The organism is Rhodopseudomonas infernalis (assembly GCF_022271405.1).
Taxonomy (GTDB): Bacteria; Pseudomonadota; Alphaproteobacteria; order Rhizobiales; family Xanthobacteraceae; genus Rhodopseudomonas; species Rhodopseudomonas infernalis.
Window position 1 is genome coordinate 269206 of the sequence record NZ_JAJNAL010000002.1, and the last position, 20731, is coordinate 289936.

The 20731-nt window shown below is 64.8% G+C and carries 20 protein-coding genes, 1 tRNA gene and 1 pseudogene; 13 read left to right on the forward strand and 9 right to left on the reverse strand.

What is annotated here, in order from left to right; all coding sequences use genetic code 11:
- The first annotated feature begins 151 nt into the window (after nt 1-151).
- Entirely contained in the window at nt 152-1993 is a 1842-nt protein-coding gene (gene recJ / locus LPW26_RS02930; RefSeq protein ID WP_238732778.1) for a single-stranded-DNA-specific exonuclease RecJ, read from the forward strand.
- Between the two features lie 104 nt (nt 1994-2097).
- Nucleotides 2098-3801, forward strand: coding sequence for a UGSC family (seleno)protein (locus LPW26_RS02935; protein ID WP_238732779.1), 1704 nt, complete (start codon nt 2098-2100; stop codon nt 3799-3801).
- Nucleotides 3802-3833: 32 nt separating this feature from the next.
- On the opposite strand, the gene LPW26_RS02940 is transcribed toward LPW26_RS02935, so the two are convergent.
- Nucleotides 3834-4673 (reverse strand): AraC family transcriptional regulator, encoded by an 840-nt coding sequence (locus LPW26_RS02940; protein WP_238732780.1) that lies wholly within the window; start codon nt 4671-4673, stop codon nt 3834-3836.
- Here LPW26_RS02940 and LPW26_RS02945 point away from each other — a divergent pair.
- Complete coding sequence (locus LPW26_RS02945; protein ID WP_238732781.1) at nt 4566-6071, forward strand: ABC transporter substrate-binding protein; 1506 nt, start codon at nt 4566-4568, stop codon at nt 6069-6071. The two genes, LPW26_RS02940 and LPW26_RS02945, sit on opposite strands and share 108 nt — an antisense overlap.
- A gap of 24 nt (nt 6072-6095) precedes the next feature.
- Here the strand turns inward: LPW26_RS02945 and LPW26_RS02950 are convergent, their stop codons facing one another.
- From LPW26_RS02950 to LPW26_RS02960, 3 genes are all read right to left on the reverse strand, one after another.
- The gene (locus tag LPW26_RS02950) at nt 6096-6386 is read right to left on the reverse strand and encodes a hypothetical protein (protein ID WP_238732782.1); all 291 of its coding nucleotides are present in this window, start codon (nt 6384-6386) and stop codon (nt 6096-6098) included.
- Between the two features lie 94 nt (nt 6387-6480).
- The gene (locus LPW26_RS02955) at nt 6481-7596 is read right to left on the reverse strand and encodes an FUSC family protein (RefSeq protein WP_238732783.1); all 1116 of its coding nucleotides are present in this window, start codon (nt 7594-7596) and stop codon (nt 6481-6483) included.
- A gap of 10 nt (nt 7597-7606) precedes the next feature.
- A complete protein-coding gene (locus LPW26_RS02960) occupies nt 7607-8839 on the reverse strand; it encodes a lytic murein transglycosylase (protein ID WP_238732784.1) in 1233 nt (410 codons plus the stop codon).
- A gap of 312 nt (nt 8840-9151) precedes the next feature.
- On the opposite strand from LPW26_RS02960, the gene LPW26_RS02965 reads away from it, so the two are divergent.
- On the forward strand, nt 9152-10039 hold the full coding sequence (locus tag LPW26_RS02965) for a lipid kinase (protein ID WP_406676885.1): 888 nt from the start codon (nt 9152-9154) through the stop codon (nt 10037-10039).
- A gap of 7 nt (nt 10040-10046) precedes the next feature.
- On the opposite strand, the gene LPW26_RS02970 is transcribed toward LPW26_RS02965, so the two are convergent.
- A complete protein-coding gene (locus LPW26_RS02970) occupies nt 10047-11591 on the reverse strand; it encodes a M23 family metallopeptidase (RefSeq protein ID WP_238732785.1) in 1545 nt (514 codons plus the stop codon).
- 190 nt (nt 11592-11781) lie between these two features.
- The gene (gene efp, locus LPW26_RS02975) at nt 11782-12348 is read right to left on the reverse strand and encodes an elongation factor P (RefSeq protein WP_238732786.1); all 567 of its coding nucleotides are present in this window, start codon (nt 12346-12348) and stop codon (nt 11782-11784) included.
- A 140-nt stretch (nt 12349-12488) separates the two neighbouring features.
- Here efp and epmA point away from each other — a divergent pair, with 140 nt between their 5' ends.
- From epmA to LPW26_RS02990, 3 genes are all read left to right on the forward strand, one after another.
- Nucleotides 12489-13544 (forward strand): EF-P lysine aminoacylase EpmA, encoded by a 1056-nt coding sequence (gene epmA, locus LPW26_RS02980; RefSeq protein WP_238732787.1) that lies wholly within the window; start codon nt 12489-12491, stop codon nt 13542-13544.
- Nucleotides 13541-14632 (forward strand): lysine-2,3-aminomutase-like protein, encoded by a 1092-nt coding sequence (locus LPW26_RS02985; RefSeq protein WP_238732788.1) that lies wholly within the window; start codon nt 13541-13543, stop codon nt 14630-14632. Before epmA ends, LPW26_RS02985 begins: the two co-directional genes overlap by 4 nt.
- A gap of 194 nt (nt 14633-14826) precedes the next feature.
- Nucleotides 14827-15144 carry a hypothetical protein gene (locus LPW26_RS02990; RefSeq protein ID WP_238732789.1) on the forward strand — a complete coding sequence of 106 codons (318 nt, stop codon included), beginning with the start codon at nt 14827-14829 and terminating at the stop codon, nt 15142-15144.
- A gap of 26 nt (nt 15145-15170) precedes the next feature.
- Here LPW26_RS02990 and LPW26_RS02995 read toward each other — a convergent pair whose 3' ends face one another.
- Entirely contained in the window at nt 15171-15746 is a 576-nt protein-coding gene (locus LPW26_RS02995) for an HdeD family acid-resistance protein (RefSeq protein WP_238732790.1), read from the reverse strand.
- A gap of 268 nt (nt 15747-16014) precedes the next feature.
- On the opposite strand from LPW26_RS02995, the gene LPW26_RS03000 reads away from it, so the two are divergent.
- The 5 genes and pseudogenes from LPW26_RS03000 to LPW26_RS03020 all read left to right on the forward strand — a co-directional run bounded on the left by LPW26_RS03000 (nt 16015) and on the right by LPW26_RS03020 (nt 19265).
- Nucleotides 16015-16218, forward strand: a complete 204-nt coding sequence (locus LPW26_RS03000) for a hypothetical protein (protein WP_238732791.1) — start codon at nt 16015-16017, stop codon at nt 16216-16218.
- Nucleotides 16219-16537: 319 nt separating this feature from the next.
- A complete protein-coding gene (locus tag LPW26_RS03005) occupies nt 16538-17590 on the forward strand; it encodes a sensor histidine kinase (protein ID WP_238732792.1) in 1053 nt (350 codons plus the stop codon).
- Nucleotides 17591-17646: 56 nt separating this feature from the next.
- On the forward strand, nt 17647-18021 hold the full coding sequence (locus LPW26_RS03010) for a response regulator (RefSeq protein ID WP_238732793.1): 375 nt from the start codon (nt 17647-17649) through the stop codon (nt 18019-18021).
- 590 nt (nt 18022-18611) lie between these two features.
- Nucleotides 18612-18772 (forward strand): annotated as a pseudogene (locus LPW26_RS03015) (DUF3309 family protein).
- Between the two features lie 34 nt (nt 18773-18806).
- The gene (locus tag LPW26_RS03020; RefSeq protein ID WP_238732794.1) at nt 18807-19265 is read left to right on the forward strand and encodes a Spy/CpxP family protein refolding chaperone; all 459 of its coding nucleotides are present in this window, start codon (nt 18807-18809) and stop codon (nt 19263-19265) included.
- Nucleotides 19266-19342: 77 nt separating this feature from the next.
- Here LPW26_RS03020 and LPW26_RS03025 read toward each other — a convergent pair.
- Nucleotides 19343-19417 (reverse strand) — tRNA-Glu (locus LPW26_RS03025).
- 278 nt (nt 19418-19695) lie between these two features.
- Between LPW26_RS03025 and LPW26_RS03030 the strand changes: the two genes are divergently transcribed.
- Nucleotides 19696-19953 carry a PilZ domain-containing protein gene (locus tag LPW26_RS03030; RefSeq protein WP_238732795.1) on the forward strand — a complete coding sequence of 86 codons (258 nt, stop codon included), beginning with the start codon at nt 19696-19698 and terminating at the stop codon, nt 19951-19953.
- Between the two features lie 312 nt (nt 19954-20265).
- Here LPW26_RS03030 and LPW26_RS03035 read toward each other — a convergent pair whose 3' ends face one another.
- On the reverse strand, nt 20266-20715 hold the full coding sequence (locus LPW26_RS03035) for a VOC family protein (protein WP_238732796.1): 450 nt from the start codon (nt 20713-20715) through the stop codon (nt 20266-20268).
- Between the last annotated feature and the right edge of the window lie 16 nt (nt 20716-20731).

Genomic DNA, 20731 nt, shown 5'->3' on the forward strand with positions numbered 1-20731 from the left:
GCGGCCTCGAAGGATGGGTCGCTGAAGCGGTGCCCGCCGCCGCATCCTTCGAGGCTCGCCCTGCGGGCGAGCGCCTCAGGATGACGGCTCAGTGCAGCTGCATTCCGGCACAGTTTGCCTGTTGCTCAACTCGTGCTTATCTGCGCTGACCATGACGCTTCCTGCATCCGCATTGCCGCCTGAACCGGTGTCGGCGTTTCTCGGCGTGACCCGGTCCGCGACCGGCAAGCTGTGGCGTGACCGGCTGGATGCGCGCGGCACGGCGCGGGCGCAGGCGATCGCGCAGCGCTATCAGTTGCCCGAGATGCTGGCGCGGGTGCTGGCCGGACGCGGCGTCGAGATCGACGCGGTGTCCGATTTCCTCGATCCCACCATCCGCAAGCTGATGCCGGACCCGGCGACGGTGACGCAGATGGAGGCTGGCGCGAAACGAATCGCCGACGCCGCGTCGCGCGGCGAGAAGGTGGCGATCTTCGGCGACTACGACGTCGATGGCGCGACCTCGTCGGCGTTGCTCGCCTGGCATCTGCGGCATTGCGGGCTCGACCCGCTGATCCACATTCCCGACCGCATTTTTGAAGGCTACGGGCCGAACGTCGACGCCATTCGCGGGCTCGCGGACAAGGGCGCGACGCTGCTGGTCACGGTCGATTGCGGCACCACCAGCCTCGAGCCGCTGGCCGAAGCGCGGCGGCTCGGCATGAGCGTGGTGGTGATCGATCATCACCAGACTGCCGACGAACTGCCCGAGGTCGAGGCGCTGATCAACCCGAACCGGCCCGACGACCTGTCCGGTCTCGGCCATCTCGCCGCCGTGGGCCTGGTGATGATGACGCTGGTCGCGGTCAATCGCGAGTTGCGGCATCGCGGTTTCTGGAGCGTCGAGAGGCCGGAGCCGAACCTCCTCGACATGCTGCATCACGTCGCGCTCGGCACCGTCGCCGACGTCGCGCCGCTGATCGGGCTAAACCGCGCGTTCGTCGCCAAGGGACTGATCGCGCTGCGCCGGCGCGACCATGTCGGTCACACAGCGCTGATGGACGTGGCACGGCTCAACGGCCCGCCGGACGTTTTCCATCTGGGTTTCATGCTCGGTCCGCGGATCAACGCCGGCGGCCGGATCGGCCGCGCCGATCTCGGCGTGCGGCTGCTGCTCGAGGGAGACGTGTCGGAAGCGGCGCGGATCGCCGCCGAACTCGACCGCCTCAACACCGAGCGCCGGGTCATCGAACAACAGGCCGAAGCGCAGGCGGAGGCCGAGGCGATCGCGTCGCTCGGCCTCGAGGATAAAGGCGCCGTGATCGTCACCGCGTCGGAAGGCTGGCATCCCGGCGTGGTCGGGCTGGTCGCGTCGCGGCTGAAAGAGAAGTTCGGTCGGCCGGCGTTCGCCATCGCGCTGGAGCCAGGCGGCATCGGCACCGGCTCCGGCCGCTCGATCGGCGGCGTCGATCTTGGCCGCGCGGTGCGGCAGGCGGTGAACGAGGGCATCCTGATGAAGGGCGGCGGCCACGCGATGGCGGCCGGCGTCACGCTGCGCAAGGAAAGGCTCGCCGAATTCCGCGGCTGGCTGGAAAACGCGCTCGCCGCCGATGTCGCCAAATCGCGCCACGTCAACGAACTGTCGATCGACGGCGCCGTGTCGGCGCGCGGCGTGACGCCGGAATTCGCCGCCACGCTCAACCGCGCCGGGCCGTTCGGCGCGGGCAATCCCGAGCCGGTCATCGCGCTGCCGGCGCATCAGCTGGTCTATGCCGACGAGGTCGGGCAGGCGCATCTCCGGCTGCGCTTCAAGTCCGGCGACGGCGCGATCGTCAACGGCATTGCGTTCCGCAGCGTCGGCCAGAAGCTCGGCCAGGCGCTGACCGAGAACCGCGGCCAGACTCTGCACGTCGCGGGCTGTCTCTCGGTCGATCGCTGGCAGGGCGCCGAGCGCGTGCAGTTTCGCGTCCTCGACGTCGCGGTGCCCGATCCCGGTCCGACGATGATCAGGTGAGTTGTCGGCCTGAATCGTGATCGGCGAGATACTCCAAGATCGTTCAATAAAACCGTGCCCCCATCGGTGATGTTCGTCGCAACAACATCACGGTGGGAGTTTCGATGTCCTCGTCCGGTTCATATCAAGCGCTGTGGCCTGGCGGGACACCGGCAGTCGAGCTGTTCTCTCCTGCGAGGCGGCCCACCGATCTGAACGGCCTGCGCTTCGCGTTCGTGTGGGACTACCTGTTCCGCGGCGACGAGATCTTTGCGATCCTGGAACGGACGCTGCGCGCAAAGTATCCCGACGCCGTGTTCTTCGGACACGACCTGTTCGGCAACACGCTCGGCGCCGACGATCACAAGGTCCTTGCCGAACTACCAGCCAAGCTGGCCCAACATCGGATCGACGTCGTCATTTCCGGCATCGGCTGCTGCGGCGCGTGCACGCCCGCCGTCGTGAGAGCGAGCGCTGTCATCGAGAAGGCCGGCATCCCGACCGCATCGCTGGTGTGCGAGGGTTTTGCCGGGCAGGCGCGCGCAGTCTCTCCCGGCCTCGGCTGTTCGTGGCTTCCCATCGTGGAAATGCCCGCTTACGTCGACAACCTGACCGATGACGAACTCGACCACATGGTGGTGTCTCATACCACGGACGCCGTGGTCCGCAGCCTGACCGAGACCCCGTCGAAACTGGAGGCCGTTGTCGGCATGTGCGGGCCGGCGACGGTCGTCGCCACCGGCGATTTCGCGGCGATCAACGAGAAATTCAGCAACGAAGGCTGGTCCGACGGCCTGCCGATCGTGCCACCGACCAGACAGCTGGTCGAAGAATTCATGCGGTTCACGCCCGAGCCACCGGAGAAGCTGATCGGCTGTGTGCAGCCATCCGGCGCGGGGGTGACGCCGTGGAATGTGGCCGTGAACGGAGCCATGGCTGGCTGTGCACCGGCCTACATGCCGATCCTGATGGCGATCGCCGAAATCATCGTCGATCCCAACTACGGTGTCGAGCACAGCGGCGACACCACGGGAGGCGATCCATTGATCATCCTGAGCGGTCCGATCGTCCGCTCGCTCGGGTTCAATTGCGGCGCAGGCGTGCTGCGTGAGGGAACGAGAGCCAACTCGACGGTAGGGCGTTTTCTGCGGCTGTTTCTTCGCAATGTCGTCGGGCTGCGCCCCGGCGGCGGCGACAAATGCACGTTCGGTCACTCCGCGCGGGCGGTGCTCGCCGAGTCCGGACAAGAGGTCGACAAACTCGGCTGGACGACGTTTGCGGAACGGCGCGGGTTCGCCAAGGACACCAATGTCGTCACCATCGGGCGCTTCACCGGCGACACCGTGGTGGGCTCCATCTATGGCCGCGATCCTGATGCGATCGTGATGTATCTGGCCGACGGCCTCGTTCGCCAGAATTCCTGGGAGCTGTGCTTCACCGCCGGCCTCGCGCCGGGCACACAGCGGCCGCTGTTGGCGATTAGTCCGATGGTCGCAAAAACTCTGGCCAAGGCCGGATGCGATCTCGCGGATCTGCAGCAAAGGCTGTTTCGCCACGCGCGGCTTCCGGCGTCGAAATTCGAGACCTACATCGGAAGCTGGTCGAACACGGTGCCGGGTCGTCGTACCTTGCGGCAACTACATCGGGACGGGCTCGCCTCCGTGCAATTTGCGGAAAGCGACGACCCCGGCCGCCTCGTTCCGATCGTCGAACGGGCCGAGGACATCCTGATCGTCGTCGCCGGCGATCCGTATCGGTCCAATGCGATGGCATTTGGTAGTAACGGGCTGCACGGCTTCCCGACCAGTCGGGAAATAACAACCGTCTGATCGGCCGCGCCGGTCGAGCGGCATTGCGAGGGTTACACCAACGTCCTCAGCACCGACGACGGATGCATCAGGTGGTCCTTCCTGAAGCGTCCCGGCGTCATGCCCGTCAGCCGCTTGAATGCGCGCGTCATGTGAGCCTGATCGGCAAACCCGGTCGCGAGGGCTGCATCGGCGACGGCTTCTCCCTTCGACAGCAAGGCGAGGCTGTGCTGCAGTCGCCGCTGCAGATGCCAGGCGTGGGGAGAGATGCCGACGATCCGCGTGAAGCAGCGGACCAGAAGAAAGCGATCGACCCGAGCGACCGCGGCCAGATCGGCCAGCGTCACATTGCGATCAAGGTGCGCGGCGAGATAGGCCTTGCACGTTTCGACGGCGCGTAGTTCCGCCGTGCTGTGCGAGGCCGCCGGCGGAAGTCGGGTATGCCTCGCGAAGAAATTGTCGAGCAGATCGAACAGGGCTTGCTCCTGCTGAAGGTTCGAGCCCGTGTTCATGCTACCGAGCAGGCAGCGAAACAGGTGCCCGGTTGTCTCGTCGGAGATCACCGTGTCGCAGAGAAAGCGGGCGCCGTCGGGACGATGCTGTTCGAGCACTTTCGATGGAATAGTGATGGTCGCGTAGCACCAGCCGCCTTCCGCCGCGGGCTCGGCCGAGTGTGCTTCGTCGGGAGGTACGGCGACGATTTTGCCGGCGTCCGCGCAATGATCCACGCCGCGATAGCGCAGGGCCTGCGCGCCATCGCTGAACAGCGATAGCATCAAGCCGTCGTGGCTGTGGCGTGGCAGCACGTGATTGCGAAATCTGCCGGCCACGAGTTCGACATCACCCAACTGGTGAAGCTTGAGCCCGCGCGGAACAGCGTCGTGTATGGCCATGGCCTCAGCTTAGCCGGGCTGGACCAGCAAACAAGGGCCTCGCGTCACGTCGGTGATAATCCAAGAACGTTCAAGCGTCCGGGCCGCTGCCGTGCATATGTCCGTCAGTTGCCGGCCGCTCGATGCGCCGTTGCGCCGCCGGTTGCTACTTATGTGGGCGATGTGATCAATAACCGGACGGAGCTGACGATGTCCCTGTCTTTCTCGCTGTTGCGGGCCGTGCTTCTGACGGCGTCCCTGGCGCTGACGACCACATGCCCGGCGGAGGAGGCGCCGCTCCGCATCGGCGTGCTCAACGATCAGTCGAGCAGCACGGCCGATGTCACCGGCTCCGGCTCGGTGGTCGCTGCGCGCCTGGCTATCGAAGACTTTGGTGACCGGGTTGCCGGCCGCCGCATCGAACTGATGTGGGCAGATCATCAGAACCGCAGCGACATTGCGGCGGGGATCGCGCGGCGTTGGATCGATGTCGATCAGGTCAGTGCCATCGTCGACGGCGGCACCTCGGCTGCGGCTCTGGCGATTCAGGACATCGTTAGGGAAAAGCAGAAGGTCGCGATGTTCTCCGGGCCGGCGACGTCCGATCTCACCGGCAAAGCCTGTTCGCCGTTCGGCTTTCACTGGACGTACGACACCTACGCGCTCGCCAGCACAGTTCCCCGGGCGATGGCCAAGTCCGGCGCCGACACCTGGTTCTTCATCACCAGCAACTACGCATTCGGCCACGCCCTCGAACGCGATGCGACGGCCGCCATCAAGCGAGCCGGCGGAAAGGTGCTGGGTGGCGTCCGGCATCCGCTGGGGACGGCCGATTTCTCGTCGTTCCTTCTGCAGGCGCAAGCTTCGAAGGCGCAGATCATCGGCCTTGCAAATTCCGGCGACGACTCGCTCAACACGATCAAACAAGCTGGCGAGTTCGGCATCGTCGAGGGCGGTCAAAGGATTGCCGGGCTGTTGCTGCTCATCAACACCGTCCACGGGCTCGGTCTCAAAGCCGCGCAAGGCATCATTATCGCGGAGGCGTTCTACTGGGATATGGACGATGCAACGCGCCGCTTCTCAGCACGGTTCGAAGCTCTCGCCAAGAAGAAGCCGAACATGATTCAGGCGGGCGTCTACAGTGCGGTGCTGCACTATCTGAAGTCGGTTCAGAAAGCAGGCTCGATCGATGGTCCCACCGTGTCGGATGTGATGCGGTCGCTGCCGGTCGACGATTTCATGAGCAAGAACGTCACGATCCGCGGCGATGGGCGCGTCATGCGCGACATGCACCTGTTTCAGGTGAAGACTCCCGCAGAGTCGAAGGCGCCGTGGGACTACTACAAGTATCTGTCGACCGTGCGCGGCGAGGACGCCTTCAGGCCGGTGGCGGAAAGCGAGTGCGCGTTGCTCAAATGAGCACGGCGCGGCAGACTTGCCGCTCTAAGTACAGATCTCGCCCTGCATCACCTTTTCGCGGAACAGCTCCACCGCCTTCGGGTTGAGCGCTCCTTCATCGGGCAGCACCAAAGCGAGGTCCGTTGGGGCCAGGAAGGCGAACTGGCGGCCCCATTCGTAGACCCAGGCCAGCCCGTCCTGAAACATCACCTCGTCGTCGTAGCGCGGCAGGCGGCCCGAGCGCGCCTCGGCGAAGCCGCGGCGGAACGCCGTGTTCCAGACGATCTCCTCGAGCGGAGCCTGAAAGGTTTCGGCCTGGGGGCGTACGTCGGTCACGGCACGATCCAGCGGCAAATCCGGCAATGGGGGCGGAGGCGGGGAGTATCCCATGCCTCCGGCCGATCCGCATTCGGACTTTTGGCCGAGTGGCTCATGGCTGCGGCGGCGTGCGGCCGGGCAGCAGCGCCAGCGGCGTCAGCCGGCGGATCGCTGGGCGGACCGCGCGGCGAAAGCCGGGATTGTGCAGCAGGATGCCGCCGACCAAACCGATGAAGCATCCGAGAACGGTGTCGATGAAGCGCGCCTCGATGATCGCGCCGGGGACTGCGTGGCCGAGCGATGCGGCGTCGGCGAGGAAGATGGTGAGCGGCGTGATGAAGATCACCGCGAAGCCGTAATGCCGGATCACGGCGGTCTCGATCACGAAGCTGAGCGTCATGATCGAGAGCGCGATGCTCCATTTCTCCAGCGGCAGCGACAGCAGCACGGCCGCGACACCAAGGCCGATCGCCGTGCCGAGGATGCGATGGAGCTGGCGATTCCAGATCGCGCGGATCGACAGGCCCTGGATCACAGCCAGGCAACTCACCGGCACCCAATACGGCCGGTCGAGCTGCAGCGCCTGCGCCAACGCGAGCGCGACACCGACGACGGCTCCGATGATCACCGAGTCGAGCACGACGACATCGAAGTCGAACGGCTGCAGCGGCTCCACTGGCGTGGGAGTCCGGATGCGCAGTGCGATCAGCGAATACACGAATGCGATCTGGGTCGCGAGCAGGCTGCCGAGTGCGAACAGCCCGGCCTTGAGCGGCAACTGCATCAGGTCGCTCGGCGTGTAGGCGGCGATCGACGCGGCCATCACGAAGAACAGGCTGCCCGGTGGGCCGACCCGATAATAGCGGCAGACCATCGTCACCAGGATAGCAATCAGCGTGATCGCCGGCACCAGCAGGAACGGCAGCAGATGCACGATCAGCCCGACGACGTAGCAGCCGAGAAAGCCGAACGCGCAGGCCATCATCGTCACCATGCGATGGTGCAACGGGGTGCGTGGCAGATATAGAAACGCCATGCCGCCGAGCGACGAGATCAGGCCGTAGTCGAGATGATCGAAATAGGCGCCGATCAGCATCGGCACGCCGGCCGCGAGGGCGACCGAGGCGGGCATCTGCCAAGGGCGGTCGCTGGGATTGATGGTAACCAGCGCGCGCCACTCTTCGTGCGCCAGTGACTTCAGCCGGTGCCATGTCCAGTGATGTCGCATCTTTGCTTGGTCAGTTGCCTTGCCGCAGCCGCGCCAGCACCTTGAGGCCACCATAGCCGTCGGCGGGCGACAGGCCGGCCTTGGCCTGGAAGTCGCGCACCGCCTTCATGGTGTCGTTGCCGACGCGGCCGTCGGTGCCGCCGGTGTCGAAGCCGGCGCGGGTCAGGCGGGTCTGCATCTCCTGCACCTCGGCGAGCGTCATCGCGCGTTCGGAACCGGGGAAGGGCTGCGCGAACGGACCGCCGCCGAGGATGCGGTCGCCGAGATGGCAGATCGCCAGCGCGTAGTTCATCGACGGGTTGTAGCTGCGCACCGCGTAGAAATTCGGCCCGAGCAGGAATTGCGGGCCGCCCTGGACCGGCACCCACATCGTGGCGCTGGCCTGCGGATCCGGGAACGGCTCACCGTCGACCCGGCTGACGCCGGAGCGCGACCACGCCAGATAGGAGCGGCTGCCGCTGACCGCGCCGCCGGGGCCGCGCACCTCGTAGCCCCAATGCTCGCCGCGGTGATACTTGCCGCGGTTGATCAGATACTTCGCGGTCGAGCCAAGGGCGTCGTCGGGCCTGCCGAACGGCGACACGCGGCCGTCGCGGTCGTAGTCGATGCCGACATTGAGCCAGACTTCCGGCATCCATTGGGTGTGCCCCATGGCGCCGGCCCACGAGCCGCGCATCTCTTCCGGCGTCGACCAGCCCTTGTCGACGATCTTCAGCGCGTTGATCAGTTCGGTTTCCCAATAGGCCTTGCGGCGCGGCTCGTTCCAGGCGAGCGCTGCGAGCGAGGGAAACACCGGGCGCATGTGGTTCTGCTGCACCAGGGGATCGCCATAGGCGCTTTCGACGCCCCACAGCGCCAGCAGCGTCCCGCGCTCGACGCCGAAATCGCGTTCGATCCGTCCGAACAGCGCTTCGTTCTTCTTCAGCGCCTCGCGGCCGCTGGTCATGCGCCAGTCAGAGACGCGGCGGTTGATATACTGCCAGAGCTGCTCGTTGAATTCGGGCTGCTTCCGGAAGTTCTTGAACACGCTCATATCCGGCTCGAGCCGGCTCATCACGCGATCCCAGGTCTGTGGTGTAATGCCCTTGGCGAGCGCACGGGCGCGAAATCGCTCGCGCCAGTCGTCGAAGCCTGCCGGGGCGGCATGGGCGGCACGGGCCGCGAACGGCAACAGCGCGGCAGCGCCGAGCGCGGATTGCAGCAGGCTGCGGCGAGTTGGGAACCGGGAATCGAGCAAGGTCATGCCGGCCAGTCTAGCTGCTTCGCGCCACCCCGCCAAAACGGATCGCGGGTCTGAGCGCGCGCCGTGCATCACACCATCGACCGAAAGTTCCGGTGCGGCAGCGCGGCACAATGCCCGCGGGGGACCATCTTGCGCCGGTTGACCGCAAACCCAATTGGTGTGCGACCCTTCCTTTGTTTCCCAGCGGACCAAACACATGCCCATCGCTCAAGGCCCAGCTCGTAGGCGGATCAACGCTGTCGCATCGCCGGAGCGCGTCCGACTGGCCGCGTCGCAGACCCACTGGCTGTGGGGAGCCGCGCTGTGAGGCCGGTGTCGCCACGCCGCCTGCTGGTCGTGGTCAATCCCGGAAGCCGGTCCGGCGCACAGGCGATCGGGGTTGCCGGGGCGCGGCTCAGTTCGGCGGGATTTGACCTGGTGCTTTCGGCGCCTTGCAGCCGGCACGAGGTCGGACCCTGGATCGAGGCGCATGCCGATGGAGCGCAGGCGATCGTCGTCGCCGGCGGCGATGGTTCGCTCAACGCCGTGGCCGAGGCCGTGGTGAAGACGAAGTTGCCGCTCGGGATCATCCCGGCGGGCACCGCCAACGATCTCGCGCGGTCGCTCGGCCTGCCGCTCGACATGGAGGCGGCGGCGGATGTGATCGCCGCCGGCCACCGCAAGTTGATCGATGTCGGCGACGTCAATGGCCACAAGTTCTTCAACGTCGCCAGTGTCGGGCTCAGCGCCGATCTGGCGCGCGAGCTCAGCGGCGAGATCAAGCGCAAGTTCGGTCGCATCGGCTACGCGCTCACTGCCGCCAAAGTGCTCGGCAAAGCGCGGCCGTTTCGCGCCTCGATCGTGTCGGACGACGGCACAGTGCGGGTGCGCACGATGCAAGTCGCGGTCGGAAATGGCCGTTACTACGGCGGCGGCATGGCGGTCGAACAAACCGCCGAGATCGACGACGGTCAGCTCGATCTGTACTCGCTGGAGGTCGGCCGCGTCTGGAAATTGCTGGCGCTGGCCTATGACTTCCGCCGCGGTCGGCATGGCCTGTGGCGCGAGGTTCGGTCGGCCCGAGGCACGGCGTTCGAGGTGCGGACCCGCAAGCCGCGCCCGGTCAACGCCGACGGCGAGCTGGTGACCTTCACGCCGGCGCAATTCTCCCAGCTCCGCAAAGCGGTGACAGTGTTCGTGCCGCAGACCGCTGCGGACTGACGGGCGCTCAGGGTAGGCCGTTGTCCGGCCCGGCGCGGGCCACTGCCGGAGTCGTCGGGGTCGGCGTGAGATCGCGGCCGCGGCCGCCGATCAGCTTTTCATAGGACGCCACCAAGGTGGTGTAGGGGTTGACCCACAGCCAGCCATCCGGCGTGAACACCTGCACGTCGAAATGCAGATGGCGCGTGGTCCCGTTGGGGAAGTCGAGATAGTTGCCGACCACTCCGAAGCGCTCGCCTTCGGCGACGCGGCGGCCGTCCAGCACGCCGTCGCGATCAAGCTCGGCCGGATGCATGTGCATGTAGCGGAAGCGAATGTGCTCGCGGGTGGTGTTGACCAGCAGCGTCACCGCCTGCTGCCTGGGCGAGCGGATCAGCACACCGTCGCGCACCGCGACCACGCCTTGCTGTTTCACATCGCAGCCCGGCTGGTCGGGCAGGCAGGCGCCGGGGCGAATGTCCTGGCCCTGATGTCCGAACCCCATGGCGCACTGGCCGACGCCGAAGCTGCGGCTCTCGCAGAAATTGTCGCGCCACGGATAGGCGAACAAGCCGGCGCCGCCGCCGTCTTTTATCCTTGGCTTGTAGGATTGCGAGTGGGCGTAAGCGGGCGTGTGCTCGATCGGAAAGCGAATCTGGGCGTAGACGGTCGAGTCGGGCCGGCCGTCCTGCTTGCGGAAGCCGGAGCCGGGCAGGATTTCGCCGCTCGGCCAATACGTGAAGTCGGCCGACTGGGCGGCCGGGCGCTCCGCCGGCATGGCCGGGATGTCGCGCAGCGCGCGTTGCGGCGTGCCGCCGGCGAGGCGTAGCGCCTTCAAGAGATGCTCCGCCACCGGGTAAGCTTCCCGGCAGGCGAGGCGCCGTGCCTTCGGGACGGAGTCGAGGCACTGAACCGACACCACATAGGCGGCGCCGAAGCGGCTGAAGGCGTAGCGGACATGGCCTTCGCGAATGAAGCGGCGCAGATCGGGATATTGCGCAGTGAGGTCTTTGACCGGCTCACCCTTGGCGCCGAGCGGGTCGGCGATGTCGTAGATCAGGCTCGACCCGGTAATCTGAACCTCGACCGGCCGCGAGAAAACCCGCGGCGGCAGGCTATCGCCAAGGTTCCCATCCAGGGTGAACACGGCGTCGTAACCCGCTGGTCCTGCATCGAACATGCCGATCTCGAAGCCGGCTTGAGCGCTCCGCAATGCCGGGCTCTCCGGCCGCGGGTCCGGATCGCTTGCGAGCAGCGTCGCGGCATCGAGCGGGAGCAGCACCGGCACAGCGCTTTGTCCGATCGCCGGGAAGAAGCGGCCGGTGATGGCATTGAGCCGCACCCAGGCGGGCACGCGCCGCAGGCCGGCGGCCGGCAGATCCGGTCCGCTGCCCAAGCCGAACTCAACCGCGGCGGTCGGCGACGGTGCAACCTCGGCACGAAGCTGATCCAGCGCTTCGGCCCAATCGATCCGGAGTGCGGTGAGCGTCGGGGTGCTGAACTCTTCGCATTGCGCTGGCAGGGAAACGACGGCTGCGATCAGCAGCAGCGGCAAACCGAGCCGCGTGCGCAAACCTCTCCGACCGATTGCCCCAACGCCCAATGCGATCTGCCTCCTGTTCGTGCAGGAGGTAAATCTAGCGATATTTTAGGCGATTGGCCAAGTGCGGGGCCCACACAGGGTGAATGGACCTTGTCAAAAACAAAAGCCCGCCGGTTAACGGCGGGCTTCGATCTGGTTCGAACGATGAGGAAAAAGAGCCTCAGTCCTTGGCGCGCTCGACGTAGGAGCCGTCCTCGGTGAGCACCACGATGCGGGTGCCGGTGCCGATGTGCGGCGGGACCGCGGTGCGGACGCCGTTGGACAGCACGGCCGGCTTGTAGGACGAAGACGCGGTCTGGCCCTTGGTGACCGGCTCGGTGTCGACCACTTCGAGCGTGGCGCGCTGCGGCAGCGTGATGGCGACGGCGGTGGTGTCGTGCATCGACAGCTTCACCACCATGTTCTCCTGCAGATACGGCGCGGAGTTGCCGACGACGTCCTTGGTGACCTGAACCTGATCGAAGGATTCCGGCTCCATGAAGTGGAAACCTTCGCCGTCTTCATACAGGAAGGTGTAGTTGCGCTCTTCGATCGTGACCTTCTCGACCTGGTCGGTGGTCTTATAGCGCTCCGAGATCTTCACGCCGTCGCTGATTCGGCGCATTTCGATCTGGCTGACCGGAGTTCCCTTGCCGGGATGGATGTTTTCGGCGGACAGGACGACGTAAAGCTTCCCATCTTGCTCGAGGACGTTGCCCTTGCGAATAGAACTGGCGATGACTCTCAAAGGAATGTTTCCTGTGGTTCAGGTCCGGGCCCGATCCGGGCGTTGGTATCCCGAGGCCTGCGAAGCGGTTTCGGGCCGCAACATACCCATTTGGCCCGCTTATGCCAGCGTTTTGCGTTGTTTCGCCGGATCGACTTGAGATGCACGACCTAGCCGTCGCCTCGCCCTGGTGGGACCCTGCCAGGTATCTGGATCGCAAGCCGTTTTTGCGTGCGCGGGGCCGGATCACTGCGGCGGTGCGCGACTGGTTCGCGGCTGCGGAGTTTGCCGAGGTCGAGACCGCGATCCTGCAGCGCTCGCCCGGCAACGAAACGCATCTGCATGCGCCGAAAACCGAACTGCTCGATGCCGATGACGAGCGCCGGACGCTATACCTGCGGACGTCGCCCGAATTCGCCTGCAAGAAGCTGCTGGCCGCCGGCGAAGTGCGGATCTTCGAGTTCGCCCGGGTGTTTCGGGATCGCGAGCGCGGCCGGCTGCATCTGCCCGAGTTCACCATGCTGGAATGGTATCGCGCCGGCGAGCCCTATGAGGCGGTGATCGCCGACTGCGTCGCGCTGATCGGGTTGGCGGCGCGCATCACCGGCATCGGCACGTTCACGCATCGCGGCCGCAGTGCCGATCCGCTGGCGGCTCCAGAGCTGCTGAGCGTCGCCGCGGCGTTCGAACGTTTCGCCGGGATCGATCTGCTCGGCACCATCGCGGGCGGCAAAGGTGATCGCGATGCGCTGGCACGGGCGGCGGACGGCAAGGTGCGCGTGACGGCTGACGACACCTGGTCGGACATCTTCAGCAAGGTGCTGGTCGAACATGTCGAGCCGCGGCTCGGGGAAGGGCGGCTCACCGTGCTGCACGAATATCCGGCGCCCGAGGCGGCGCTGGCGCGGACCAAGGCCGGCGACCCGCGCGTCGCCGAGCGCTTCGAGGTCTACGCCTGCGGGGTCGAGCTCGCCAACGGCTTCGGCGAACTCACCGACGCCGCCGAGCAGCGGCTGCGCTTCACGGCCGAAATGGACGAGAAGCAGCGGCGCTATGGCGAGCGCTATCCGCTCGACGACGACTTCCTCGCCGCGGTGGCGCAGATGCCGGAGGCGAGCGGCGTCGCGCTTGGCTTCGACCGGCTGGTGATGTTGGCGACCGGCGCGAGCAGCGTCGATCAGGTGGTGTGGACGCCGCCGGCGGGCGAGGCATCATGAGCAAGGTGACGCGCCTGCAGCCGTCGACCGCCGCGACGCTGCGCCATGCTGGCGATCTGATCGCGCAGGGGCTTGTGCCCGCGAAGGCGCGCGATGACCTCGACCGCGTCGCGCAACGCTACGCCATCGCGCTGACGCCCGATGTCGCGGCGCTGATCGACCCCAACGATCCCGACGACCCGATCGCGCGGCAATACATCCCGCGGGTTGATGAACTGACATCGCTGCCGATCGAGCGCGCCGATCCGATCGGCGATGATGCGCATTCGCCGGTCGAAGGCATCGTGCACCGGCACCGCGACCGCGTGCTGCTCAAGCTGGTGCATGTCTGCGCGGTGTATTGCCGATTCTGCTTCCGCCGCGAGACGGTGGGACCGGGCAAGGACAACGCGCTGTCGCGTGAGGCGACCACGGCGGCGCTGGACTATATCCGCGCGCATCCGGAAATCTGGGAGGTGATCTTCACCGGCGGCGACCCGCTGGTGCTGTCGCCGCGCCGGCTGTCCGAGATCATGGCCGAACTCGCCACCATCCCGCATCTCAAGATCATCCGGTTCCACACCCGTCTGCCGGTGGTCGATCCGGCGCGGATTGATACGGCGCTGCTGCAGGCGCTGCGCGTGCCGGGCAAGACAGTGTGGATGGCGCTGCACGCCAATCATCCGCGCGAACTCACGCCGGCCGCACGCGCCGCGTGCGCACGTTTGATCGATGCGGGGATTCCGATGGTCAGCCAGTCGGTGCTGCTGCGCGGGGTGAATGACAATGCGGCGACGCTGGAGGCGCTGATGCGCGCCTTCGTCGAATGCCGGATCAAGCCATACTACCTGCATCATGCCGATCTCGCGCCCGGCACCGCCCACTTGCGTACGACTTTGGCCGAAGGCCAGGCGCTGCTCCGCGCGCTGCGCGGCCGCGTGTCCGGGCTATGCCAACCGGAATACGTGCTCGATATTCCGGGGGGCTACGGCAAAGCACCCGTCGGCCCCAACTATTTGGACGTCGGTGATGGAACCGAGGCGAATTCGCGCTATCATGTCGCGGACTATTGCGGTGACCTGCATCTCTATCCGCCCGAGACGAGCTGAGCGACGGTGGGCCGCAAGCCCAAGCTGGCAACCGCCGCGATCCGTGTGCGTTGTGCTCGCGCCGGGGCGGCGCAGGTTGCGGGGCGCGGAATAGTTCTCGACGGCGAGGGGACCAGTTCCCCCGTTGAAGAGCGGGCGATCAGAACAGACACCATGCCGCTGCATGGCGCCCTTGTTGCAAAGGAAAAACTGCCATGAAGACACTGATCATCGCCACCACCATCCTGACCCTCGCTGGCGGCGCTGCCGCCTTCGCACAGTCCGGCTCGGGCGGCGCAGGAGGTGCAGGTTCAGGCGGCATGAGCGGCGGCGCGGGCCGCGTCGGCGGCCCGGCCAATCCCAGCGTCCCGCCGGCGCTGTCGTCGGATCAGCGCGTGACCGGGCAGGCTCCGGTCGGTCATCGTCAGCCGCGACGCGACGAGGTCAGCGAGCCGGCGAACTCGATCGACAAGGTCGATCCGGCCGACGCGGCGCTGGATCGGAAGATCAAGAGCATCTGCCGCGGCTGCTGACCGCGGCAGATGATTGCGGCCATCGATCAGGCCTTGTTGCGGGCGGCGAGCGCCATCGCGATCAGCGAGGTGCCGCCGAACACCAGATTGATGCCGACGAGCAGGCCGATCGCCCAGGCGGCCGTGCCGGGCCATCCTGAGATGATGATGAACGCCACCAGGATATCGAGCACGCCAGCGGCGAGCATCCAGCCCCAGCGCTCCGAGAGTCGGCCACGATGCTGGAGCGCGTACATGATGGTCGCGACGCCTTCGGCGAGGAAATAGACGCCGATCACGATCGTCAGCGTGAGAATACCCTGCACGGGCTGTGTGATCAGCACCACGCCCGCGACCACGGCGAGGATCGCCGAAATCAGCGACCACCAGAAGCCGGGCGCCTTGCGCGCCCAGAAACTGAACACCAGCCCGGCCACGCCGCTGATCAGGAACATCCAGCCGAGCAGAATCGCAATCGTGAGACTGGCCAGCAGCGGCAAAAGGATCGCGCCAAAGCCGAGGATCAGCAGCAGAATGCCCTCGATCAGATAGGCCTTCCAGTGCTTTTGGATGTTGTCTTCGACGGCTGCCTGCAGCCGCTCGGTATCGTTCGAGAAGGTCATTCGACTCTCCTGCATCGTGAACCCTGCCGCAGCATAACCTCTCAAGTGTGACGCTGTGCGAAATGTTCGCAGGTATCATGTGCCGCAGTTTAAAGCCGTTTGGCGAACTGCAGATGGATGCAGGTTCGCCGTTAGCCTGCAATTCACCGCTAAGTGTGGCCTCGACTGGCCGCGCGCTGATTTTCCTCAACCTTCTAAGTTACGAATGCGTCATGATTGAGCGTGCGAGGCTCAATCACGCTGATTCGCAAATGAGGGGAGGATGGCGATGGACCGAGCGCGACGTCCGTCCTGTACCGTGTGCGGCGACCGGATGGCATTGGCGCGGATCGCTCCGATCGAGCGCATCCACGAGCTGCGCACGTTCGAATGCGCCAAGTGCGGCCAGGTCGATCGCTACGCCGTCAAGAGCGGCTCAGACGCCTACTGGCTCCTGATGCGGGAAACGTTGTTGCCAGCCGCCGAACGCTGATGGGGTGCTCAAGTCGGTCAGTTGCGCGGCTCTGGCAACAAAACCGGACCGACGAACGGGCCGCAAAGGATGTGATGGCAAAACCACGGCCTCTGCAGCCGACCGAGGCGGACTTGCGCGCCTGTGAGCATAGGGACGGATCCTAATTCCCTGGTCCGGGTGCTAAATGTCCAAGATCCCGGGATCGCCCCATGGCGTGATGCTGTTCTGCATCCCACATGATAGGGTGCACAGGGGCGCCAAAGTTTCAGTTTGAAAGAACGGCGCTCTCGCCGAGCTATGACCCGCATCGCGGGTCTCCGGCCCCTGAGGGCCAACCATGCTTCAGACCCCGACCGAACATTTCGAGGCAGCGAGCACGCTTGCCGTTGTGGTGTCGTCTCACGAGCCGCTGCTTTTTCTCTCAGAGGAGCAGAGGGTCATCGCAGCAAGTGCGTCGTTCTGCCGGGCATTCGAGATCGATCCTGCGACGGTTACCGGCAAATGCCTCAGCGAAATTGGACACGGTGAGTGGGCGTTGCCCAAGCTCGCTTCGCTGCTGAAGGCGACAGCGTCGGGAAGCGCACAGATTGAAGCCTATGAGGTCGACCTCAAGAGGCCGAACCAGAAAATCCGGAACCTCGTCGTCAACGCCCGGACGCTCGACGACGGAGCCACCGATCGTGTCCGACTGCTTCTGGCGGTCACCGATGTTACCGACGAGCGCGCCGCGGCCCGACTTAAAGATGATCTCATCCGCGAAAAGGCGATCCTTCTGCAAGAAGTGCAGCATCGCGTCGCGAACAGCCTCCAGATCATCGCGAGCGTACTGATGCAGAGCGCACGTCGCGTTCTGTCGGAAGAAGCGCGCGGTCAGCTGCGCAATGCTCATAACCGGGTCATGTCAATCGCCGCTCTCCAACGTCAGCTCTCGACATCCACCGGGGAAACCGTAGAACTCCGGACCTATTTTACCCAACTGTCGCAGAGCCTTGGCGCATCGATGATCGATGACCCGGAGCGGTTGTCAATTCTGGTGAGAGCCGACGACAGCACGGTGAGCGCGGGAGTATCCGTAAGTCTGGGCCTCATCGTTACCGAACTTGTGATCAATGCGCTCAAGCACGCGTTTCCGGATCAGCCAACGGGGAAAATCGTGATCGACTATCAATCGTCGGGTGACGACTGGACTCTTTCGGTTGCCGACGACGGTGTTGGAATGTCGGCGGGCAGCGATGCGCCGGTGGCGGGCCTAGGCACCGGGATCGTCGAGGCGCTTGCCAAGAACCTTGCGGGGACGATCAAGTTGACGGAGGCAAACCCCGGCACCATCGTAACGATCAGCCATCGGGAGGGCGCCGTCAGCAAAAGCAGCCTCTCGCGGGCCTCGTAGATGGCGGCATCCAATCTCCTCACGGACGGCGTATCGTTCACTTACCCGAGTCATTCATGAAGGATGGAAAAGCAGTTGTCCTCGTGGTGGAGGACAGCACGATCATTCGAATGGGGGCCGTCGACCTGGTACTGTCGGCCGGCTACGAAGCGCTGGAGGCGAGCGATGCGGACGAGGCAATTCGCATCCTCGAGTCGCGCAATGACGTCGATCTCGTTTTTACAGATGTGCAGATGCCGGGCACGATGGACGGCATCAAGCTGTCGCACTACATCCGCAGTCGATGGCCGCCTGTTAGGCTGATCATTGCGTCCGGCGAGGCCATTCTTGAAGAGAGCAGTTTGCCGGCAGGGAGCCGATTCTTTTCAAAGCCCTACGACGAAAGATCGATCACAGACGCTATGGCTTTACTGATGTTGGACGACGTTTGAACAGTCCACGTTGAAATATTTCGGCTCAAGAGCGCTTCATTGTTTGATTGAAGCGAATCCGTCTCTTCAAGTGCAGACTCGTCATCCTGAGTTGCGCGCGTAGCGCGCCTCGAAGGATGCGGCCAAGTGACGTGTCCAAAGGCGCTTGCGGCTCATCCTTCGAGGCCCGCAGCGCTGAGCCACAGCGCGGCCCAGCGGTGGCTCAGGATGACGGCTGTGCTTCTATCGGAAGCAAAACTGTCCAGCGAGCGCCACCCACTTGGTGGCCTGCCGGTCCTTTCCTTCGTGCTCTCGATGCACAACGCTCGCTGATGCACGAGTGGCGAACCGCGGGCTTTCATGGCTGGGACTTGTTCGCAACAGAGCCGCCTTCGCGATTAGTTCTGTCTGAGTGGAACTATCGAGTTCCAAGCGCGTCGTCGCGAGTGACGATGCCTGCTCTCGCAGCGAGTACATCCTCAACGCCATTGATGACTTATTCTCGGCGAGCGCAGCGTGCGAGCCGCGTCGCGCAGACCCGAAATTGAGATCGACAAATCGCCTTCCGACTTGCCGACATGTGTTGGAGTGACACCACACAGGACTGCGAGATGTCACTGGGCGTGATCATTCACCTCATCCTGGATATCGCGCAGCTGGGTGGCTTCAGCGGCATAGGGGCGGGCGCGTATACGGCACTGGATATGACGGCGGCGGTCTTGGCCTAGTGGTCGTCATTCGGCTGATCTTGCTGTTGCGCGGAAAGCTATGAACTCGGAACTCCACTCCAGAAGAAGGACTACACCATGCGAAGAACCATCACGTCCTTGGCGACCGCTGCTGTGTTGATCGGGGCGGCGGCAATCGGGCCCGCAATGGCGCGGGATCGATCCGACCGTGTGGAATTGACAGCGAGCCAGCTCACCGATCACGCGGCGGCCCGTGCCGCCCAGCTCAAGGCGGACCTGAGGCTCACGCCGGAGCAGGACAAAAACTGGTCAGGTGTCCAGGCCGAACTGGTCAACGTCTGGAAGAAGCAGAGCGAGCAGCGACAATCCTGGCGGAATGCACGCGCCAAACAAGCGGGCAGCGCCGATCTGATCGAGCAGATGCGCAAGGATGGCGACGACCGGATCGAACGCGGCAACGATCTGAAGAAGCTCGCCGATGCGTCCCAGCCTCTTTACGCATCCCTCGACGATCAACAGAAGCAGCGGTTCGGAGATGCGCTGTTTCATCGGTCGCGTGACCGCCGCTCCGATTGAGAGCAGGACTCCCCAATAGCGATCTAGCGGGCTTCCTCTCGGGCGGCCCGCCATTTTTCGTCAATGATCGCAGGGGGTGGCGCTCCCTAGCGGAATCGAACCGCTCTCTCCACCGTGAAAGGGTGGCGTCCTAACCGATAGACGAAGGGAGCGAAGCTGCCGGGATTGCGGTCCGAAGTTGGATCGGGCCGGCAGGACGCTTTGGTCGTTTGCGCAATCTTCAGCCGAATCAACACGATGTGCCGACCGGCCGGAGCTGCGACTACCGCGCCGGTGGTCGCGGCGGCAGCAGCGGGCGAACGTATAATGGCGTTTTTCCGGGTGGGCAAGTCCGTCGCGCCAACAACATTGGATACCCCGAATTTTCGATCAATTTGCAACGGTTCCTTCAAGGGATCGGGCCTAGACCCAGCGCAACGGAGCACAGCGGATGGCCAAAGAGCAAAATAAACGGGATGTCCGGCGATCGGTCCGGCAGAGCGGTTGGATCACCCTGGACGGTGGATTCGCGGCGCGGCCTTGCGAGGTGGTGGATCTATCGAAGACCGGGGCTAAACTGACGATGGAGAATGCGATCTCGCTCGGGCCGAAGCTCCGGCTTGCGTTCTCGCGCGACTCCCGCACCGGTCGCAATTGCGAGGTGATCTGGCGCCGCGGCACGACTGTCGGGGTCAAATTCGTCGGCTGAGACCAGCGCGGCCGTGGCTCGACGAGCAATCACACAACAGAAAAGGCCCCGACGAAGCGGGGCCTTTTGCGTCTCTGGCGTCTCGATCAGCGACCGAAAAACAGCCAGAGAAGAATGATCACCGGGATCGGTACACCCAGCATCCAAAGAAGTAGTCCGCGTCCCATCTGTCGGCCTCCGTTAATTTCCCAATCAACGCCAGCCCGATGAGCTGGTTCCGAGAAGCCGCTCAGTTTTAAAACCTATGGGTGGTGGAACATTTCATCTTTGTATGCCCGGAACGGGACGATTAGTCCGCGATCCGGGCGACGCTTACCAATGGCCCGTATTCGGCATCGAGAGCCACGGCTCTTGCGGCGGCAGCGCGGCGCCCTTCTGCAGAAACTCGACCGAATGCAGATCGGGCGAGCGGACGAAGGCCATCTGACCATCGCGCGGGGGACGGTTGATAGTGATGCCGAGCTTCATCAGACGCTCGCAGGTCGCGTAGATGTCGTCGACCTCGTAGGCGAGATGGCCGAAATAGCGATCCTCGCCATAGCTCTCTTCGTCCCAATTGTAGGTCAGCTCGACCGTCGGAGCAGGGCGCCCCTTCGATTGCTTGACCAGCTCCATGTCGTCGGGAGCGCAGAGAAACACCAACGTGAAGCGGCCCTTGTCGTTGTCGATGCGGGCGACCTCCTCGAGGCCGAGCGCGTCGCCGAAGAATTTCAGCGCGGCATCGAGATTCCGGACGCGCAGCATGGTGTGCAGGTAACGCATTGGGTCGTTGTCTCCG

What these genes read in the sequence shown, in the direction of transcription:
- LPW26_RS03020 (WP_238732794.1), top strand. Translation starts at nt 18,807, where the DNA reads ATGCGAAGAACCATCACGTCCTTGGCGACCGCTGCTGTGTTGATCGGG.
- LPW26_RS03030 (WP_238732795.1), top strand. Translation starts at nt 19,696, where the DNA reads ATGGCCAAAGAGCAAAATAAACGGGATGTCCGGCGATCGGTCCGGCAG.
- LPW26_RS02955 (WP_238732783.1), bottom strand. Translation starts at nt 7,596, where the DNA reads ATGCGACATCACTGGACATGGCACCGGCTGAAGTCACTGGCGCACGAA.
- LPW26_RS02990 (WP_238732789.1), top strand. Translation starts at nt 14,827, where the DNA reads ATGAAGACACTGATCATCGCCACCACCATCCTGACCCTCGCTGGCGGC.
- LPW26_RS03000 (WP_238732791.1), top strand. Translation starts at nt 16,015, where the DNA reads ATGGACCGAGCGCGACGTCCGTCCTGTACCGTGTGCGGCGACCGGATG.
- epmA (WP_238732787.1), top strand. Translation starts at nt 12,489, where the DNA reads ATGCACGACCTAGCCGTCGCCTCGCCCTGGTGGGACCCTGCCAGGTAT.
- LPW26_RS02935 (WP_238732779.1), top strand. Translation starts at nt 2,098, where the DNA reads ATGTCCTCGTCCGGTTCATATCAAGCGCTGTGGCCTGGCGGGACACCG.
- LPW26_RS03035 (WP_238732796.1), bottom strand. Translation starts at nt 20,715, where the DNA reads ATGCGTTACCTGCACACCATGCTGCGCGTCCGGAATCTCGATGCCGCG.
- LPW26_RS03005 (WP_238732792.1), top strand. Translation starts at nt 16,538, where the DNA reads ATGCTTCAGACCCCGACCGAACATTTCGAGGCAGCGAGCACGCTTGCC.
- LPW26_RS02960 (WP_238732784.1), bottom strand. Translation starts at nt 8,839, where the DNA reads ATGACCTTGCTCGATTCCCGGTTCCCAACTCGCCGCAGCCTGCTGCAA.
- recJ (WP_238732778.1), top strand. Translation starts at nt 152, where the DNA reads ATGACGCTTCCTGCATCCGCATTGCCGCCTGAACCGGTGTCGGCGTTT.
- LPW26_RS02985 (WP_238732788.1), top strand. Translation starts at nt 13,541, where the DNA reads ATGAGCAAGGTGACGCGCCTGCAGCCGTCGACCGCCGCGACGCTGCGC.
- LPW26_RS02995 (WP_238732790.1), bottom strand. Translation starts at nt 15,746, where the DNA reads ATGACCTTCTCGAACGATACCGAGCGGCTGCAGGCAGCCGTCGAAGAC.
- LPW26_RS03010 (WP_238732793.1), top strand. Translation starts at nt 17,647, where the DNA reads ATGAAGGATGGAAAAGCAGTTGTCCTCGTGGTGGAGGACAGCACGATC.
- LPW26_RS02940 (WP_238732780.1), bottom strand. Translation starts at nt 4,673, where the DNA reads ATGGCCATACACGACGCTGTTCCGCGCGGGCTCAAGCTTCACCAGTTG.